This window comes from Ihubacter massiliensis (assembly GCF_024125305.1).
GTDB classification, from domain to species: Bacteria; Bacillota; Clostridia; order Peptostreptococcales; family Anaerovoracaceae; genus Hominibacterium; species Hominibacterium faecale.
This window is the reverse complement of the sequence record NZ_JAMXVH010000001.1, coordinates 2,368,608-2,388,191: the sequence shown is the minus strand read 5'-3', so window position 1 is coordinate 2,388,191 and position 19,584 is coordinate 2,368,608. Positions and strand designations below refer to the sequence as shown.

18 protein-coding genes and 1 other annotated feature are annotated in these 19,584 nt (G+C 48.0%); all 18 genes read left to right on the top strand.

What is annotated here, in order from left to right; all coding sequences use genetic code 11:
- Positions 1-14 precede the first annotated feature (14 nt).
- The 18 genes from NIA71_RS11180 to rpoC all read left to right on the top strand — a co-directional run bounded on the left by NIA71_RS11180 (position 15) and on the right by rpoC (position 19,338).
- Entirely contained in the window at positions 15-1,094 is a 1,080-nt protein-coding gene (locus NIA71_RS11180) for a nickel-dependent hydrogenase large subunit (RefSeq protein WP_148396112.1), read from the top strand.
- A 9-nt stretch (positions 1,095-1,103) separates the two neighbouring features.
- Positions 1,104-1,955 (top strand): 4Fe-4S binding protein, encoded by an 852-nt coding sequence (locus tag NIA71_RS11175; protein ID WP_253020423.1) that lies wholly within the window; start codon positions 1,104-1,106, stop codon positions 1,953-1,955.
- Between the two features lie 60 nt (positions 1,956-2,015).
- Positions 2,016-2,504: a hypothetical protein gene (locus NIA71_RS11170; protein ID WP_148396114.1), complete on the top strand. Its 489-nt coding sequence runs from the start codon at positions 2,016-2,018 to the stop codon at positions 2,502-2,504.
- A gap of 30 nt (positions 2,505-2,534) precedes the next feature.
- Positions 2,535-4,181, top strand: coding sequence for a carbon starvation protein A (locus tag NIA71_RS11165; RefSeq protein ID WP_253020422.1), 1,647 nt, complete (start codon positions 2,535-2,537; stop codon positions 4,179-4,181).
- Positions 4,182-4,619: 438 nt separating this feature from the next.
- A complete protein-coding gene (locus tag NIA71_RS11160) occupies positions 4,620-4,835 on the top strand; it encodes a helix-turn-helix transcriptional regulator (protein WP_148396116.1) in 216 nt (71 codons plus the stop codon).
- A complete protein-coding gene (locus tag NIA71_RS11155) occupies positions 4,825-5,571 on the top strand; it encodes a hypothetical protein (protein ID WP_148396117.1) in 747 nt (248 codons plus the stop codon). Before NIA71_RS11160 ends, NIA71_RS11155 begins: the two co-directional genes overlap by 11 nt.
- Positions 5,572-5,646: 75 nt before the next feature.
- Positions 5,647-6,207 (top strand): RNA polymerase sigma factor, encoded by a 561-nt coding sequence (locus NIA71_RS11150; protein WP_148396118.1) that lies wholly within the window; start codon positions 5,647-5,649, stop codon positions 6,205-6,207.
- Positions 6,200-7,138 carry a DUF4179 domain-containing protein gene (locus tag NIA71_RS11145; protein ID WP_253020421.1) on the top strand — a complete coding sequence of 313 codons (939 nt, stop codon included), beginning with the start codon at positions 6,200-6,202 and terminating at the stop codon, positions 7,136-7,138. Before NIA71_RS11150 ends, NIA71_RS11145 begins: the two co-directional genes overlap by 8 nt.
- 114 nt (positions 7,139-7,252) lie before the next feature.
- Complete coding sequence (locus NIA71_RS11140; protein WP_148396120.1) at positions 7,253-7,753, top strand: PaaI family thioesterase; 501 nt, start codon at positions 7,253-7,255, stop codon at positions 7,751-7,753.
- A gap of 125 nt (positions 7,754-7,878) precedes the next feature.
- A complete protein-coding gene (gene rpmG / locus NIA71_RS11135; protein WP_148396121.1) occupies positions 7,879-8,028 on the top strand; it encodes a 50S ribosomal protein L33 in 150 nt (49 codons plus the stop codon).
- A gap of 12 nt (positions 8,029-8,040) precedes the next feature.
- Positions 8,041-8,292 carry a preprotein translocase subunit SecE gene (gene secE / locus NIA71_RS11130; RefSeq protein WP_148396122.1) on the top strand — a complete coding sequence of 84 codons (252 nt, stop codon included), beginning with the start codon at positions 8,041-8,043 and terminating at the stop codon, positions 8,290-8,292.
- A gap of 225 nt (positions 8,293-8,517) precedes the next feature.
- On the top strand, positions 8,518-9,051 hold the full coding sequence (nusG, locus tag NIA71_RS11125; protein ID WP_148396247.1) for a transcription termination/antitermination protein NusG: 534 nt from the start codon (positions 8,518-8,520) through the stop codon (positions 9,049-9,051).
- Positions 9,052-9,068: 17 nt separating this feature from the next.
- Positions 9,069-9,494, top strand: a complete 426-nt coding sequence (gene rplK / locus NIA71_RS11120; protein WP_148396123.1) for a 50S ribosomal protein L11 — start codon at positions 9,069-9,071, stop codon at positions 9,492-9,494.
- A 45-nt stretch (positions 9,495-9,539) separates the two neighbouring features.
- Positions 9,540-10,235 carry a 50S ribosomal protein L1 gene (rplA, locus tag NIA71_RS11115; protein WP_148396124.1) on the top strand — a complete coding sequence of 232 codons (696 nt, stop codon included), beginning with the start codon at positions 9,540-9,542 and terminating at the stop codon, positions 10,233-10,235.
- A gap of 8 nt (positions 10,236-10,243) precedes the next feature.
- Positions 10,244-10,380: a sequence feature (ribosomal protein L10 leader region), on the top strand.
- Between the two features lie 37 nt (positions 10,381-10,417).
- Positions 10,418-10,942 carry a 50S ribosomal protein L10 gene (gene rplJ / locus NIA71_RS11110; protein ID WP_148396125.1) on the top strand — a complete coding sequence of 175 codons (525 nt, stop codon included), beginning with the start codon at positions 10,418-10,420 and terminating at the stop codon, positions 10,940-10,942.
- A 63-nt stretch (positions 10,943-11,005) separates the two neighbouring features.
- A complete protein-coding gene (rplL, locus tag NIA71_RS11105; RefSeq protein WP_148396126.1) occupies positions 11,006-11,383 on the top strand; it encodes a 50S ribosomal protein L7/L12 in 378 nt (125 codons plus the stop codon).
- 458 nt (positions 11,384-11,841) lie between these two features.
- A complete protein-coding gene (gene rpoB, locus NIA71_RS11100) occupies positions 11,842-15,540 on the top strand; it encodes a DNA-directed RNA polymerase subunit beta (protein WP_253020420.1) in 3,699 nt (1,232 codons plus the stop codon).
- A gap of 24 nt (positions 15,541-15,564) precedes the next feature.
- Positions 15,565-19,338 (top strand): DNA-directed RNA polymerase subunit beta', encoded by a 3,774-nt coding sequence (gene rpoC, locus NIA71_RS11095; protein ID WP_253020419.1) that lies wholly within the window; start codon positions 15,565-15,567, stop codon positions 19,336-19,338.
- The last annotated feature ends 246 nt before the right edge of the window (positions 19,339-19,584 follow it).

Sequence of the window (19,584 nt, the reverse complement as noted above, 5' to 3'; positions counted from 1 at the left end):
AAAGGAAGAAAGATATGGGTAAAAGAACGATTATTCCTTTCGGACCGCAGCATCCGGTGCTTCCGGAACCGGTTCATCTCGATCTTGTGCTCGAAGATGAAGTGGTAGTCGAAGCGATTCCTTCTATTGGATTTATTCATAGAGGCCTGGAAAAGCTGGTGGAAAAAAAGGAATATACCGAAATGGTATATGTTATAGAAAGAATCTGTGGTATCTGCAGTTTCGGACACGGCTGGGGCTATTGCGCCTCCGTGGAAGGGGCCATGGATATCCAGGTTCCGGAAAGAGCTGAATATTTGAGGACGATTTGGCATGAACTGTCCAGGCTTCACAGCCATCTTTTATGGCTGGGCCTTTTGGCTGACGCCTTTGCTTTTGACAGCTTGTTTATGCATTGCTGGAGAGTCCGAGAATCGATTCTCGATATTTTTGAAAAGACGACCGGCGGAAGAGTTATCTTTTCCGTATGTAAAGTCGGCGGCCTGAGAAAAGATATCGATAACGAAACTCTGAAAGAGATCGTGGATATTCTCAAGGGTTTGAAAAAAGAAATCAAAGAGCTGACAGATGTATTTATCAATGATACTTCTGTTAAAAACAGACTGTGCGGCGTCGGCGTGTTGTCGAAAGAGGATGCGATCGATCTCAGCGCCACAGGCCCGGTAGCAAGAGGATCGGGACTGATTCAGGATTTGAGACTGAACGGGCCGGGAGTCTATGATAAGCTGAATTTTGAGCCGATTGTGGAAACAGAAGGCGATTGCTATGCAAGATGCAAAGTGAGAATCGGAGAGGTTTTCCAGTCCATTGATTTGATTGAAGAGGCTGTTTCGCAGATTCCGGACGGACCGATCGATGTGCCAGTGAAAGGAAATGTGAAGGGCGAGTTTGCAGTCAGATTAGAACAGCCCAGAGGCGAAGCGTTCTATTACGCCAAGGGTGCGGACTCCAAATTCCTCGAAAGAATGAGAGTCAGGACACCAACCAACATGAACATCCCTGCACTTGTTAAAATGCTGCAGGGCTGCGATCTGGCTGATGTTCCAATTCTGATCTTAACGATCGACCCTTGTATCAGTTGTACAGAAAGGTAGGTGAGAGTAATGGCAACTTTTAGAATCGGAAAAGTCGTACTAAAAAGTCTGTTCAGAAAGCCTGCGACTCTCATGTACCCAGTAGTACCAAGAGAGTGGCAGGAGCGGACGAGAGGACAGATCGGTATTCGTACGGAGGACTGTATTGTCTGTGGTATTTGTGCCAAAAAGTGCCCGGCCAATGCCATCACCGTTGATCGAAACGCCCGTACATGGACCATCGAAAGAATGCAGTGCATTCAGTGCAACTGCTGTGTTGAAGTGTGTCCGAAAACTTGTCTGACCATGGAAAATCAGTATACAGAACCGGGACCAGAAAAAGTCGTGGATACCTTTGAGATACCTAAGCAAGACAAAACAACGCTCAACAAAGAGAAGGACGGCGGCGAAGCCGATAGCGGCGAGCTGACCTGTAATCTGGACGACTGTATTTACTGCGGACTTTGTTCCAAGAATTGTCCTTGCGAGGCGCTGACTGTTGATCGCAAGGAAAAGGTTTGGAAGGTGGATACAGACGCTTGCGTAAGCTGCGGAGTCTGTGTAGAAAAATGTCCGAAGAAGTGTCTCTCGCTGGGCGGAAAAGCAGAAGCTTCCCAAAGCGAGGAAAAGGCAGAAAAGAAAGAGGCGAAAAAAGAAGCGGAAGCGGAAAAAGAGCCTACATACAGCTGCCCTGAGGATGAGGAAGGTTTGATATGCAAAACCAGTGACTGTATTTACTGCGGTATTTGCTCCAAGGCCTGCCCGGTGGACGCACTGACCATAGACCGCAAAGAAAAGGTTTGGAAGGTAGATAAAGAAACTTGTGTGACATGCGAAGCCTGCGTGAACCAGTGCCCGAAAAACTGTCTGGAAATAATTTAAGAAATATGATAAAAGCGGCTGACATGTTCAGCCGCTTTTTCTGTAAGGGAGAATTGCAGTATGAACCTGGAACAATATGCGGAAATGATTCGAAAGCGGCTGGAAGCTAATTTTCAAATAGAAGCACCTGGCAAAGAAAACGGCCGGCAATATCTTATGATTGCCCGATACCATGATGTTTCCGGCAGAATCTTTCTTACAAAGCAAGATATCATTGATCGCTATGAAACCTTTGAAACTTGCTATATGAAGGCAATTGCCGCGCCGGATCTGGAAGATGTGGACTCGTTTTTTTGTGAGATGTGTGAAAAAGTAATGGCGCTGAGTCCGGGAAAGGATCATTTTTACACGGATATTACCGGAATCCTTGTCTGTGATACTCTGCCCCCTGGGACTGAAAACCTGGTCAAGAGGCTCAAGTTTGAAAAAATGTTTCACTTCTTTTGGCGGGGATTTTCCAAAGTGCGGCTGGTTTGTGTTGACCTGAAAGGAAAAAAAGTGTATACTAATAAAGTGGGAAAAGAAATTAAACAGGTATATCAATGGTGATGGAATACGATTTTGCGAGGTGAACGAGAGATGAATGCAGCATTATTATTGGTAATTGGCATTGGAGCATTCTTCATTGCCTATGTGACTTATGGAAGATTTTTAGCGAAAAAGTGGGGGATTGACGCCTGCAGGCCGACGCCCGCTCATACCTTACGGGATGATGTTGACTATTGCCCTGCGGACGCGAAAGTCATACTGGGTCATCACTTTTCTTCGATTGCAGGAGCGGGGCCGATTACAGGGCCAATCCAGGCGATCATTTTCGGCTGGCTGCCCGTTTATTTGTGGGTGGTAATCGGCAGCATTTTTTTCGGCGGTGTCCATGACTTTGGTTCTATTTTTGCTTCGCTGCGCCATGATGGAAAGTCCATCGGTGAAGTGGTGCGGCAGAATATCGGTCAGACTGGAAAGCTGCTGTTCAATCTGTTTTCCTGGCTGGCGCTGGTCCTGGTAGTGGCGGCCTTTGCCGATATTTGTGCGGGAACCTTTGCTTACGACCCGGCAAATCCGAACAACCTGACAGGGGCTATGGCCGGTACTGCGTCGGTTTTATTTATTTTGCTTGCCGTCTTGTTTGGAATTTTTGTTTATCGAAAGAATGCCAACATCGTAGTATCGACGATTATCGGGGTGGCGGCACTCTTCTTCTGCATTTGGATCGGCTACACGTTTCCCATCCTGACCTTGTCCAAAACCGCATGGATTGTGGTTGTTCTCCTGTACATCGTGGTGGCGTCTGTGATGCCTGTGTGGATTCTGCTTCAGCCCAGGGATTACCTGTGTTCATTTCTTCTTTACGCAGTTTTGATCGGCGCAGTTGCGGGTATTTTCATTGAACATCCGACTTTGCAGATGGATGCCTTTACGTCATTTGCTGTGAACGATGGGAAAGCGGTTCAATATTTATTTCCAATTTTGTTTATTACCGTTGCTTGCGGGGCGATTTCCGGCTTTCATTCGCTGGTCGGTTCGGGAACGACTTCAAAGCAGATCAACAAAGAGTCTGATGCTAAGCTGATTGGCTACGGTGCTATGTTGATTGAGGGGATTGTGGCGATCGTTACGATCATTGCCGTTGCTTATACGGCTGTTCAGGTCGATGGAACTCCTGCGGTAAGATTCGCGGCGGGCGTGTCTGAGTTTATGGCCGGATTCGGCCTGCCTAAAGAGGTGGGGATGGTGTTTATCATCTTGGCTTTTTCGGCCTTTGCCCTTACGTCTCTGGATACGGCGACCCGGATTGCCCGGTATATGTTCCAGGAGCTGATGGGAAAAGGGGAGAAAAAGGACCAGCCTCAATTTCAACGATTTTTGCAAAAGCCGGTTGTGGGGACGGTGGTGACAGTGGGCTGCGCAGGACTGCTCATGCTTTACGGCTACGATAAGATTTGGCCGATTTTCGGCGCGTCTAATCAGCTGCTGGCCGGTCTGGCTCTACTGGCGCTGACCGCGTGGTTCGCAAGAACAGGAAGGGGTGTGCTGCCTACGGCTATTCCGATGGTGATTATGTTCGCGGTGACCCTTACGGCTCTCGTCATGCTGGCCAAGTCCTTCTATGGGGCGGGTAATATCCTTATGGGAAGCATTGCCTGCGTCCTGCTGATTTTGGCTGTGGTTCTGATTTTGACCACGGTTCGGTCAATGAGTAAAAAGGATGTGCGCCTGGAACGGTGATAGAAATGGTAGATTGGAAGGCTGCTGCACGAAGTGAAAAGATTGATTCGCTTCATGCAGCAGTCTTTTGCTGTTCAGGCGGAGCGGGTATACCTCGCTCCGGCCTGGGTATTGGTGCGATGGTTGTTGAAACGGGGCGGCCCAGCCCGGGATATCGGGATTGCTGCAAAAAGGAGCTAGTTCTGATAGTTTTTCAGCGCTTAACTGGTTTTATGGGGGTGGAAAACCGGAAAAGCATCAAAGATTACTATAAATCTTAACTCTTTTGATTTTTTCTGGCACTCTCCTCGCCGGGGCCCAACTCCACCAAAAGCCAACAGGTCTGCTTGACAAGCATTTTTGTCAGAACTATAATAAAGATGACTATGATTCTTGTCATAATGACAACTCATATAGTCAAAATGCAAATAATAGTTGTCAATAGAAAGGTTTGTGAATATGCCTCTGAGGAATCGATTAAAAGAGTACCGGGCGAAATTGAATATGAACCAGCAGGATTTTGGCCGGCTGGTCGGAGCGTCCAGACAGACCATCAGCCTCATTGAACGGGGAGACTACTCGCCTTCGGTGACCCTGGCGCTGAAAATTGCCAAAATGCTGAATGTAAGGGTGGAGGACGTGTTTGCATACGAGGAGGAAAACAATGAACATTAAACGAGCAGGAACAGTAAATTGGGGGATTGTTTTCCTGGCAGCAGTGACAATCCTGTGCGTGATAGCGGCCATCGGCGTCTTTGTCTTTTTAATTTTCTTTGAAATAAAAAGTGAAACCCTGGATTTTTCCAGCGATCAGATAATCCGTTCAATTTGGCTGCTGACCTGGATTGTGATCGGCATTGACCTGGTAATCAGTGCCCTTGGGTGGCTCCTCAAATTTGAAAGCCAAGATGCGTTGAAAGAAAGCGATGATACAGCAGGAGGAAAGTGGGAAAAAATAGAAGGAGGACTGGAAGCCGCGGACTACCTTCTAGAGCTGTTCATGATGCTGACCTTCCTTTTCATAGGAATTCGTTTTTTCCTTTGCAGCAAAACAGGTAACGGCGCACAGATATGGGTGGCGATAGCCCTTTTCGCGGCTATTGGAGCAATGTGGTGTTCAAAAAAGATGCTCTTCAAGCTCAGCCGAAGGCCCAGTTTGAATCAAAAGGGCAATCTTCACGAGGAAGCGGTAATCCGAGAACGGATGCTTGCCTACCGAAGCGGATACCGAGTCTTTAAAATGATGAATCGAATTTTAATTGGCGCAATGCTGGCCATCATGCTGCTTACCCGCTTCTCCTCCTTTCTGGCGACTGCTTTATTTTTGGAAGCGGGTGTCATATGGGCCGTCATGAACGGGCTGTTTCGATTAGAACGGAGCAGGCTGAGAAAAAAAGGAAAACGTAGATAAAAAATAATTTAGGAAAAAGTGAGTGGTTTTCACGACAAGGCAGGTATAGGTAAGTGAAAGGGACCTTTTCACAGCATGGAAGACAAAAAACTGATTCGAACAATTGAACGAAATCCGGAAAAGGGCATTGCCATCGCGTTGGATTTATACGGAGACTCGGTAAAGACCATCTGCAGAGAGATTCTCGCCTGGGGGACAGACGAGGATGTGGAGGAAGCGATCGCAGAAACTTTTATACGCCTGTGGCGATATCGAAAGAGTTTCAAGCCCAACAAAGGCACTTCTCTGAAAAGTTATCTTTATGGAATCGCCAGAAATGCCGCTCTGGATAAATGCAAGCGCCTGCGAGGGGGACTTGAGGCGGACATTTATCAGAAGGAAGAGATCCCGGACGACAGCGAGGGGATTGAAGATATGGTGATTCGCAGAGAAGAAGAGCTGACTGTTCGTCAGGTAGTGGCAGAAATGGAGGAACCGGACCGAACCATCTTTGCCATGCGTTTCTTCCAGGAATATAAGGTGAAAGAAATCGCTGGAAAGTTGGAATTGTCGGAAAAACAAGTGGAAAATAAACTCTTTCGTTCAAAAGCGATCTTAAAAAAGAAATTGGAGGAAAGGGGGATACGTCATGAATAAAGAAGAAAAAGAGCGGATACTTGCGTGTGTTGTGGAACAGATAGAAAAAGAACGTACTCCCCGAAAAACTCGTCATCTCAGAAGGACGGCCGCCATTGCCCTTGCCGCTGTCATGCTCCTTGCCTGCGGAGCGTTTACCGTAAAGGTGCTAAAGCTGGACAGCAGACTGGCAAGCCTGTTGGGGGGAACTAGTGATCAGATTACCCAATCGGTAACGGATATCAATGCGGCTGTCGAAAAAAATGGTCTGCGCATCGAGGCCAAACAAGCGGTGGGAGACGGGCACCGGGTCTTTGTTTTGCTGGAGGTGACTTCCTTGACCGATCTTAAGCTGGACCAGATGTGCTGCTTTGAATCCTTTGATATGGAGTCCCAGCAGACCGGTATGCTGAGTTTGAGCCCGATGAAGGACGGCGTATCAGCAGATGGAAAAACTCTCAGTATGCTCATGGAGCTGTCATCAGATGAAGCGGCCAATAATCGGGAAGTGGAACTAAAACTGAAAAATCTTGGAAAAGTGATCAATGTGCAAGAGGGCGATGAAAAAGTTCTGATCGAAGGCAGCTGGAAACTCAACTTTAAGCTGGCCTACAAGGATGTTTCCAAGACCTATAAACCGTCAGCTGAAATTCCCGCCGGAGAAGGTTCTCTGGTGATCGAAAAAATTACCATTTCTCCGATTTCCTGTTTTGTGGAGGGCAAAGTCGGTCGCTATTACGAAGATGTGGAAGCGGGATGGGAGTCCTTGACCGCCCTGAAGATTAAAATGAAGGATGGAGCGGCGGTACCTGTTCAGATAGACGGTTCTTCCTGGCTGTCCGACGGAAGTCATTCCTCAGGAACTATGGAGGGCGTGCTTGGCAAGCTAATCGATATGCAGCAGGTGGAAAGCGTGCTGCTGGATGGAAAAGAAATTCCGCTGCACCAATAGGAGAAAAGCAAAAAGGCTGGTCCTGATCTCTTGACGGAGACCGAATAAAAGAATATAATAAGAACAGAAACTGAAAGCTGCGGCATCCGCCGCAGTTTTAAAATGGAGTAAATCATGAAGCAAAGGGTAAAACGAAAACAAAACAACAGTGCCAGATGTATCGTCTGCGGCGACCAAAATAAAGCCAGCCTGGGCTGCCGGTTTTATGAATTGGAAAATGGCGAAATCGCAGCTACATTCCGATCGGAGGACTGGCACCAGAGCTACCCGGGCAGAATGCACGGCGGAATGGCCGCAGGTGTTTTGGACGAACTGATCGGCCGGGCAGCGGCCGACGGCCGGGATGACTTTTGGGGCGTAACCGTCGAACTGCATATGAAGTACAAAAAGCCCATTCCAACGGAAGCGGACCTGAAGGCAGTTGCCAGGGTGACAAAACGGAACCGCAAACTGTTTGAAGGTACAGGGGAAATTTTGCTTCCCGATGGCAGCGTAGCAGTAGAGGCCTGGGGCAAGTATATGATCATGCCTTTGGAAAAAATCAGCGAAGGCGGATTCGTGGATGAAGAGTGGTACCAAATTGAAGAAGACGATCCCAAAGAAATCGATCTCTAGAATTGGTAAAAATCTCTTGACATTGACGAGCCGCTAATATACAATTATCAAGCGACTTTATGATGATGATTACAAACAGAGCTTTCTGAGGCTCTGAATTTTGAGTTAAACGGAGGACAATCAAGATGAGAGTTAAAGTAACATTGGCTTGCACAGAATGTAAGCAGAGAAACTACAATACAATCAAGAACAAGAAGAACGATCCTGATCGTATCGAAATCAAGAAATACTGCAAGTTCTGCAAGAAACATACGATTCATAAGGAAACCAAATAAGGAGTAGTAATCATGGCAAAAAAGGACAAGGACGTAAAACGAAAAGTTCCTGTAGCTCCTCCTAAGAAAAAAAGAGGCAGCCTGAAAGACTACTTTAAGGGTGTCAAGCTGGAAATGAAAAAGGTAGTATGGCCGACAAAGAAGGAACTGGGTTCCTATACGGTGGTCGTACTGGTTGCCTGTGCTGTCTTTGCTGTCGCATTCTGGGCGATTGATACCGGATTTTTGGCAGCGCTCAAAGGCTTGCTTGGTATTACTATGTAATGAAAGATAAAAAGGACTGAAGGTGCAATGGGAGAGAACGAAAAGGATACTATCATGGAAGAAAACCTTGCGGCGGAGGAATCCTCTGTAATTGAGGAAACTGCGGACGGGGCCTGCTCTGATCAGGTATCGGAAGAGGAAACTCCTTCTGCACGGGCTGAGGCCGAAACGGCAGATGAAGCTCCTGCGGAAGAACCTCCGAAGAAAAAGCTGAACATCGAAGAGCTGGAAGGATTGAGGGGTGACGGTGAAGCCAAGTGGTATGTCGTCCACACTTATTCCGGCCACGAGAACAAGGTGAAAGTGAATATTGAGAAGATCGTTGAAAATCGGGGAATGCAGGATCTGATCCTTGACGTTGTTGTGCCGACGGAAGACCGGGTAGAGATTAAAAACGGACAACGGAAGATCAAAACCAGGAAAATGTTCCCTGGGTACGTTATTGTAAAAATGATTGTTACCAACGAATCTTGGTACCTGGTGAGAAACACCCAGGGCGTAACAGGTTTCGTAGGTCATGGCTCCGACCCGATCCCTCTTTCCACAGAAGAGGTGAGAAGAATGGGTATCGAGAAAATATACATCGATCTGGATGTGGAAGTGGGCGACAGTGTAAAGGTTATCAATGGACCATTCGAAAGCTTTATGGGAGTAGTAGAAGAGGTCAATATGGAAAAACAGACGCTGAAAGCTAGAATCTCCATGTTCGGACGAGATACGCCTGTGGAGCTTGACTTCGCACAGGTAGATAAAATCTAAGAGAAAGGAGAAACACAATGGCTAAGAAAGTTGAAGGTTATATCAAACTTCAGATTCCGGCCGGCAACGCAAATCCGGCTCCTCCAGTAGGACCTGCTCTGGGTCAGCACGGCGTTAACATTATGGACTTCTGTAAACAGTTCAACGCCAAAACTCAGGACCAGCCAGGCATGATCATTCCTGTAGTGATTACTGTTTATGCGGACAGATCGTTTTCGTTCATCTGCAAAACACCGCCTGCAGCAGTTCTGCTCAAGAAGGCCGCGGGACTTGACACTGCATCCGGTGAGCCTAACAAGAAAAAGGTGGCTACACTGACAACCGCACAGGTCGAAGAAATCGCAAAGACAAAGATGCCGGATCTTAATGCAGCAAGCCTTGAATCAGCTACAGAGATGATCAAGGGAACTGCAAGAAGCATGGGAATCGTAGTAGAAGACTAAGAGCGTGGGAGGCAGAATGCCGCTAATACCACAAGGAGGTTTAAGATGCCTAAAAGAGGTAAGAATTACAAAGAGTCATTAAAAGCATATGACAGACAGGCGGTATATGAAGTACCGGAAGCCATGGAGCTGGTTACTAAGACAGCCAAGGCAAAATTTGACGAAACTGTTGAAGTGCACATCAGACTTGGTGTAGACGGAAGACACGCTGACCAGCAGGTCAGAGGCGCTATCGTTCTCCCGCACGGAACAGGCAAAACAAAGAAAGTTTTGGTATTCGCAAAGGGACCGAAGGCAGCGGAAGCAGAAGCGGCAGGCGCTGATTTTGTGGGAGCTGAGGAAATGGCCCAGAGAATCCAGACAGAAAACTGGTTTGACTTTGATGTGGTTATCGCAACTCCTGACATGATGGGTGTTGTAGGACGTCTGGGTAAGATTTTAGGTCCTAAGGGCCTGATGCCGAACCCAAAATCCGGTACAGTTACAATGGATGTTGAAAAAGCCATCCAGGAAGTAAAAGCAGGTAAAGTGGAATATCGCCTTGACAAGAGCAACATTATCCACACACCGATCGGAAAGGCTTCCTTTGGAAAGGAAAAGCTGGAAGATAACTTCAATGCGCTGCTGGAAGCTGTTATCAAAGCAAAACCTGCTGCAGCTAAAGGTCAGTATCTGAAGAGCGTAACGGTTGCTTCAAGTATGGGACCTGGAATCAAAGTCAACGCGCAGAAGCTTGGCTAAGATTTAAAACAAAATAAGAATAATAACCGTAGACAGCGGGGGCGAGTATGTTGATACGAGCTTAATCATCCCGCCGAGGTACAATATAAATGAATGTATATTGGCCTTGATTTGTCTTCGCAGATCAAGGCTTTTCATTTACGGCGTACCGCAAACCAAATCTCAGGAAAGGAGAGAAACGTATGTCAAAAGAAGCATGGCAGGAAAAACAGGTCATCATTGACGAGATAAAAGAAAAGCTGGAAAAAGCGCAGGCTGCCATAGTGATCGACTATATGGGAATCACAGTTGCGCAGGCTGACGAAATGAGAAGAAAGCTTCGTGAGGCAGATGTGGACTATACCGTCTACAAGAATACGCTGGCTAAGAGAGCTATCGAAGGCACTCCCTATGAGTCCCTGGGTCAGGCCCTGGAAGGACCCAGCGCATTCGCCATCAGCTACGACGATGCTACGGCTCCGGCCAGAGTCATCAATGGAGTGATCGAAGAATACAAAAAAATGGAATTCAAAGCAGGTGTCATTGAAGGTGAATTCTTTGATGCAGAAGGCGTAAAACAGATCGCCAAGATCCCGTCAAGGGAAAACCTGATCGCAAAGTTCATGGGAAGCATCCAGTCCCCGATCACCAACTTTGCACGTGTGCTTAACCAGATCGCTGAAAAAGGCGAAGGCGGAGCAGAAGCTGCACCGGCAGAAGAAGCTTAAGAGAAACAATTTAAACGAAAGTTTTATTATGAATCATTAAAATTTAATTGGAGGTAAATTAGAATGGCAAAATTAACAACAGCTGAATTTATTGAAGCTATAAAAGAAATGTCCGTACTGGAATTAAACGAGCTTGTAAAGGCTTGCGAAGAAGAATTTGGTGTGTCCGCAGCAGCAGGCGTTGTAGTAGCGGCAGCTGACGGAGCAGCAGCAGGCGGAGCAGAAGAACAGACTGAATTCACAGTTGTTCTGGCAGAAGTTGGCGGAGAAAAGATCAAGGTTATCAAGGCTGTAAGAGAAATCACCGGCCTGGGACTGAAGGAAGCAAAAGAGCTGGTTGACGGAGCTCCGTCCAACGTAAAAGAAGGCATTGAAAAGGCAGAAGCCGAAGCAATCAAGGGTCAGCTGGAAGAAGTTGGCGCAAAGGTAGAACTGAAATAAGCGCAGTTATGGACAATCTGGCAGGCGGGATGCGTTCCCGCCTGCTTTTGCGTATAAAAAATGCTGTTTTTTACAGAACGTTTCCCGGATCGCAGCCTGCTTCCAGAACCTGACTGGATCCTGGCGGGCTGGTCTAAATCTCGTGCCAAGGCTGATAGGGCCAAGGCCAGGTAGCTGATCAATCAAGCGGCGGCTTGAACAATGCGGCACATCAGGCAAAATCGGTTGCTGTAAAAATAAATATTCCTTATTTCTATGCGTCGCCTCCCCTCGCTGGGCTGCACCCGATCACGCCCCGCCTATCGGGCAAAATCCCCATCGCAAATGACCAAATCTATTCACTCAAAAGCAAAAAACTAGAAATTTCCAAAAATAATGTTGACAAATTGACACCTCCGTGATATCATATTAGACTGCCACGCAAATGTAATTTGTTAGAGATATAAGGAGTGATAAATATGCCAAAGCCAGTAAAATTAGGTAGAAAAGACCGTATGACATTTTCCAAGATCAATGAAGTCGCGGAAATGCCAAATCTGATCCAGATTCAAACGGATTCCTACGATTGGTTCATCAAAGAAGGCCTGCAGGAAGTCTTTGAGGACATATCCCCGATTAAGGATTATGCAGGAAATTTAGTGCTTGAATTTATCGACTATTCCTTAAACGATCCTCCCAAATACGAGCAGGAGGAATGTAAGGAACGCGATGTAACATATGCAGCTCCACTTAAAGTAAAAGTAAGATTAATCAATAAAGAAACAGGGGAAGTAAAAGAGCAGGAAGTATTCATGGGGGACTTCCCGCTGATGACCGAAAAAGGTACCTTCATCTATAACGGCGCCGAGCGAGTGGTGGTAACTCAGCTGGTGCGTTCTCCGGGACCTTATTATGCGGTAGAAATAGACAAGTCGGGTAAAAATCTATTCTCGACGACGATTATTCCAAACAGGGGGGCATGGCTTGAATATGAGACGGATTCCAATGAAATCATCTCAGTAAGAGTTGACCGTACCAGAAAACAGCCTGTCACAACACTCCTTCGAGCACTGGGGATGGGAAGCGATCAGGAGATTATTGATACCTTCGGAGAAGACGCAAGACTTAGAAGAACCCTGGAAAAGGATGCGACTGACAGCTACGAAGAAGGTTTGAAAGAAATCTATAAAAAGCTCAGACCAGGAGAGCCGCCTACCGTGGAAAGCGCCGAGTCTCTGCTCAATTCCTTATTTTTTGACCCGAAACGATATGACCTTGCCAAAGTAGGCAGATATAAATACAATAAAAAACTGGGACTCTTCAACCGGATCGTGGATCGTGTCGCAGCAGAAGATGTGACAGACCCCAATACCGGTGAAATTCTGGTTGAAAAAGACCAGCGCATCGATGCACAGATGGCCCGCCAGATTGAAAACGCCGGCGTCCATCATATCTTCGCGTATGGAAACGATGAAGAGACCGTGACAAAAATAATCGGCAACCAGTTCGTCGACATCAGCACCTACGTGGAATTCGACCTTTCCGACACCAAGATTCCGGATAAGGTTTATTATCCGGTACTGATGGAAATACTCAGTGAAAACGAAGGAAGCGATGAAGCATCTCTTAAAGAAGCCCTGGTTTCCAGAAAGCATGACCTGTCGCCCAAGCATATTCTCATCGCCGATATCATCGCCTCAGTCAGCTATATCCTCAACCTGAACTATGGAATTGGAGAAGTTGATGACATCGACCATCTGGGCAACCGGAGACTGAGAACCGTGGGCGAACTGCTGCAAAATCAGTTCCGCATCGGTCTTGCCAGAATGGAGCGAACCGTTAAAGAGAGAATGACCACACAGGATATCGAAATCGCAACGCCTCAGGCGCTGATGAACATTCGTCCTGTGACGGCTTCCATCAAAGAATTTTTCGGAAGCTCCCAGCTATCCCAGTTTATGGACCAGACCAATCCGCTGGCCGAGCTGACACACAAGAGAAGACTGTCGGCTCTGGGTCCGGGAGGACTGTCCAGAGAGAGAGCCGGATTCGAAGTACGTGACGTACATCATTCCCATTATGGAAGAATGTGCCCCATCGAGACACCAGAAGGCCCTAACATTGGGCTGATTGGCTCCTTAACAACTTATGGAATTATCAATGAATATGGATTTATCGAAACTCCGTATCGTGTAGTAGATAAAGAGACAGGCCGTGTAACGGATGAAATCCATTACCTGACGGCCGATGATGAAGAAGATAAAATCGTAGCCCAGGCTAACGAACCGCTGGATTCAGAAGGACACTTCGTCAATCTGAAGGTAGCTTCCCGCGGTGTAGGCGGAGAAATCGACCTGATGCCGAGAGATCAAATCGACTATATGGACGTTTCGCCCAAGCAGGTTGTATCTGTGGCTACTGCGATGATCCCCTTCCTGGAAAACGATGACGCCAACCGGGCGCTGATGGGTTCCAACATGCAGCGTCAGGCTGTTCCGCTTCTGGTAACGGAAGCGCCGATCGTCGGAACCGGAATGGAGCACAAGGCTGCTAAGGATTCGGGTGTCGTACAGCTGGCTAAAAATTCCGGTACGGTAGAATTCGTCGATGCCGATAGAATCACCATCCGCAGGGATGACGGAAAAGGAACGGATAAATACACACTGCTTAAATTTAAACGTTCTAACCAGGGAACCTGCATTAACCAGAGACCGATTGTCTGTCACGGCGAACATGTAGAGGCCGGAGAAGTAATTGCCGACGGTCCTTCCACTGAAAACGGTGAAGTCGCACTGGGCAAAAACCTGCTGATCGGCTTCATGACTTGGGAAGGCTACAATTACGAGGATGCAATCATACTCAATGAAAGACTGATTATGGAGGATGTTCTCACATCCATCCATATTGAAGAATATGAATCCGAAGCCAGGGATACCAAGCTGGGACCGGAAGAGATCACCAGAGATATCCCCAATGTGGGCGAAGACGCGCTCAAGGACTTGGATGAAGAAGGCATTATCCGAATTGGTGCTGAAGTTAACGCATCCGATATTCTGGTTGGCAAAGTAACTCCAAAGGGAGAAACGGAGCTGACTGCGGAAGAAAGACTGCTGCGGGCTATTTTCGGAGAGAAAGCCAGAGAAGTTAGAGATACCTCGCTTCGTGTTCCTCATGGAGAGACTGGTATTGTAGTCGACGTAAAGATTTTCTCAAGAGAAAACGGCGATGAGCTGCCTCCAGGCGTAAACAAACTGGTGCGCTGCTATATTGCCACCAAGAGGAAAATCAACGTGGGAGACAAGATGGCCGGACGCCACGGAAACAAAGGTGTTATTTCCAGAATCCTGCCGGAAGAAGATATGCCGTTTATGGAAAACGGCCAGTCCCTGCAGGTCATGCTCAACCCTCTGGGTGTACCTTCCCGAATGAACGTCGGACAGGTGCTGGAGGTTCATCTGGGATTGGCGGCCAAGAGAAAAGACTGGTATATCGCTACGCCGGTATTTGATGGAGCAAACGAAAAGGATATCATTCAGCTGTTGGATGAAGTCGGCGTTGATAAAAGCGGTAAACTGAAATTAAGAGACGGACGTACTGGCGAGCAGTTCGATAATCCGGTAACCGTGGGCTACATGTATATGCTGAAGCTTCACCATCTGGTAGACGACAAAATTCACGCCAGAAGTACAGGTCCGTATTCATTGGTTACCCAACAGCCTCTGGGAGGAAAAGCCCAGTTCGGCGGACAGCGTTTTGGGGAAATGGAAGTTTGGGCACTGGAAGCATACGGTGCTGCATATACTCTGCAGGAAATCCTTACGGTTAAGTCTGACGATATCGTAGGGCGTGTCAAGACCTATGAAGCAATCGTCAAGGGCGAGAACATTCCTGAACCGGGAATCCCCGAATCCTTTAAGGTTCTGATCAAAGAAATGCAGAGTCTGGGACTTGATGTAAAAGTTCTGACCGAGGACAACGAAGAGATTGAAATCAAGGAGGCGCCAGAGATGGAAGGTTTGTCCGCCATCGAAGATATTATCGACGCTGATCCTGATGTTGCCGACGAAGACGAAATCTTCGATGAAGGCGGTTTCTCAGAAGAGGGGCCGGACGATGACGATTTGGAGGATGACCTGGAAGACGACGTGCTGGCCGAAGATCCGGATGAACGGTTATAGGGAATAGGGAAGGAGAAGTGACCAATGAGTGAAAACAACAACTATGAGTTAAATAATTTTGAATCCCTGCAGATCGGCCTGGCTTCCACAGAGAAGATCCTGGAATGGTCGCACGGAGAGGTTACAAAACCTGAAACTATTAACTACAGGACCTTAAAGCCGGAGAAGGAAGGCCTTTTCTGCGAAAGGATATTTGGACCTCAAAAGGACTGGGAATGTCACTGCGGAAAGTACAAGAGGATTCGTTACAAAGGAATCGTCTGCGATCGATGCGGTGTTGAAGTTACAAAAGCAAAGGTTAGAAGAGAGCGGATGGGCCACATCAAGCTGGCCGCGCCGGTATCCCATATTTGGTACTTTAAGGGCATCCCGTCAAGAATGGGACTGGTTCTCGACATATCGCCGAGAAATCTGGAAAAGGTCCTGTACTTTGCCGCATATATTGTGCTCGATCCCGGTTCCACGGAATTCGCGTATAAAGAAGTGCTGACCGAACAGCAGTACAGAGAAGCAAAAGAGAAATACGGAAATGAATTCAAGGCTGCCATGGGCGCGGAAGCAGTAAGAGAGCTGCTGACCCATATCGACCTGGGAGAGTTGTCTGAAGAACTGCGGGGCAAGCTGAAGGACGCCACCGGACAGAAAAAAATCCGTATTGTAAGACGTCTGGAGGTTCTCGAAGCTCTGAGAGCATCCGGCAATAAACCGGAGTGGATGATCCTGGAAGTGATTCCCGTTATCCCGCCGGATCTGAGACCGATGGTTCAGCTGGACGGCGGCAGATTCGCCACCTCCGACCTGAACGATTTATATCGGAGAGTAATCAACCGTAACAATAGACTCAACCGTCTGCTGGAGCTGGGCGCGCCCGATATCATCGTGAGAAACGAAAAGAGAATGCTCCAGGAAGCGGTGGACGCCCTCATCGATAACGGCAGAAGAGGCCGGCCGGTAACAGGACCGGGATCCAGACCGCTCAAATCCCTGTCTGACATGCTCAAAGGAAAACAGGGACGTTTCAGACAGAACCTGCTGGGTAAGCGTGTCGACTACTCGGGCCGTTCCGTAATCGTAGTCGGACCGGAGCTGCGCTTCTGGCAGTGCGGTCTGCCTAAGAAGATGGCTCTGGAACTGTTCAAACCCTTCATCATGAAAAAGCTGGTGGAAAACGGTTACGCCCACAACATCAAGAGCGCCAAGAGAATGGTTGAAAAAGTAAGGCCGGAAGTGTGGGATGTGCTGGAAGGCGTCATCAAGGAACACCCGGTTATGCTCAACCGTGCTCCGACCCTTCACAGACTGGGTATCCAGGCCTTTGAGCCGGTGCTGGTGGAAGGAAAAGCTATCAAACTTCATCCGCTGGTATGTACAGCCTTCAACGCTGACTTTGACGGCGACCAGATGGCGGTACACGTACCTCTTTCTGTTGAAGCTCAGGCGGAAGCCAGATTCCTCATGCTCTCCGTGAACAACATTCTGGCGCCCAAGGATGGTTCTCCGATCACAACGCCGACGCAGGATATGATCCTGGGAAGCTACTACCTGACCCATCCTGGCGTGGATGAAAGAGACACGCCGGCCGAAAAGGGCGACGGAAAAGTATTTACCGACATCGACGAAATGTTGATGGCTTATCAGAATAAAGAAGTGGGGCTTCACGCCAAAGTAAAAGTCCGCATGTATAAGGACGAAGACGACAAGCGGGGCAAGCTGGTGGAATCCACGGTTGGAAGATTTATCTTCAACCAGGAAATTCCGCAGGACCTGGGCTTTGTCGATCGGGAAGCCGATCCTTATGCGCTGGAAATCGACTTCCTGTGCGATAAGAAAAAGCTGGGACAGATCATCGACCGCTGCTACCGGATCCACGGAAACACCGGGACGGCCATCATGCTGGACTATATCAAAGACATGGGCTTCCACTATTCCACAAGAGCAGCCATTACCATTGGTATTTCCGACATGGAGATCCCAGAAGCAAAACAGGGGATCATTGAAGAATCGGAAAAAATGGTTGACAAATATGAAAAAGCCTTCCGTAAAGGACTTGTTTCCAACCAGGAACGATATGAGAAGGTTATCGAGATTTGGAACAAGACGACCGACGATGTGGCCGACGCTCTGATGGACTCCCTGGGTTCTTTGAACAATCTGTTCATCATGGCCCATTCAGGAGCTCGAGGCAGCAAGAACCAGATCAGACAGATCGGCGGTATGCGTGGTCTGATGGCCAACGCCACAGGTAAAACCATCGAAATGCCGATCAAAGCCAACTTCCGTGAAGGGCTGTCCGTACTGGAATACTTTATTTCCTCCAACGGCGCCAGAAAGGGTCTGGCCGATACGGCGCTGAGAACGGCTGACTCCGGTTACCTGACAAGACGACTTGTTGACGTTTCCCATAACGTCATTGTCCGCGAATTTGACTGCGGCACAGACGAAGGTATCGAAGTAAGAGCCTTCACAGACGGCAAGGAAGTAATCGAATCGCTGAAACTGCGTATCATCGGCAGAACCTCGCTTACGGATATCTATCATCCGGAAACTGGCGTGATGCTGGTGGAGCAGAATGAAGAGATCACAGAAGATCAGGCACAGGCCATCGAAGATGCGGGCATCAAATCCGTAGCCATTCGTTCGGTAATGACCTGCCACAGCAAGACGGGAATCTGCGCCAAGTGCTACGGCCGCAACCTGGCCACCGGCGAAGCGGTTAATATCGGTGAGGCGGTCGGCATCACAGCCGCCCAGTCCATCGGAGAACCGGGTACCCAGCTGACCATGAGAACGTTCCACACTGGCGGTGTAGCGGGTTCCGACATTACCCACGGTCTGCCTAGAGTTGAGGAGCTGTTCGAAGCCAGAAAGCCGAAAGGTCTGGCCGAAATCTGCGAAGCGGACGGCACGGTGGTTTCCATCGAAGCCAGAAAAGACAACAAGACGCTGGTTAAAGTCCGCGGCGAAGAGGAACGGGAATATATCGTGCCTTACGGCGCCAGACTCAATGTGAAAGAAGGCGACTATGTGCTGGCAGGACAGAATATTACCAGAGGACCGCTGGATCCGAAGGATATCTTAAGGCTCAACGGCGTAGAGGGTGTATATCAGTACCTGCTCAAGGAAGTGCAGCGAGTGTATAAGCAACAGGGTGTAGATATCAACGACAAGCATGTAGAAGTAATCGTAAGTCAGATGCTTTCCAAGTGCAAGATCACCGATGCGGGTGAAACCAAGCTGCTCCCGGGAGGACAGTACAGCAAGCATGAGATCGAGGAGGCCAATGCGGCGCTTTCGGAGGATCAGGAACCGGCTAAATACGAAAGGATTCTTCTTGGTATTACCAAGGCCTCCTTGGCAACCAATTCCTTCCTGTCTGCGGCATCCTTCCAGGAAACCACAAGAGTGCTGACCGACGCGGCGATCAAGGGTAAAAACGATAAGCTGCTTGGTCTTAAGGAAAACGTTATCATTGGTAAACTTATCCCTGCGGGAACCGGTATGAAACGTTATAAGAATATCGACCTGGATTATGGTGTAAATACAGCTCTCATGGAGGCCTATACGGCGATGATGGCTGAGCAGGAAGAAGAGGATGATGATTTTCTGGCAGAAGCTCCGGAAATGGAGGCTGTAAGCCGTCAGCCGGAAATCGAAGTCGACGAAATTGAAGCCGATATCGAAGAAATCTTTGAGCTGGAGGATGATGCTGATCTGGAACTGGCAGATGCCGACGCAGAAGCAGCTCAGGCGCCGATTCAAGGAGAATCTTCCGAGATCATCGAGTTTGATGAAGAATAAAAAAGTTTCCTTCGGAAACGTTATTCGCGCTTCGCGCTCACTTTCACAAGGTAAACTTTTTTGAAATACAGGAAATGCTACGCAATGGATATTTCCTGTATTATAAAAAATATTTGAATTAAATTGACTTTTTGTGGAAACCTATGATAGAATTAACTTCGGTCTCGGGCTTGACAAAGCCCGAGATTCGAGTGCATAAAAAGATTTTAAGCTCAAATCGAGTTTGAAATAGACAAACAGGCTGCG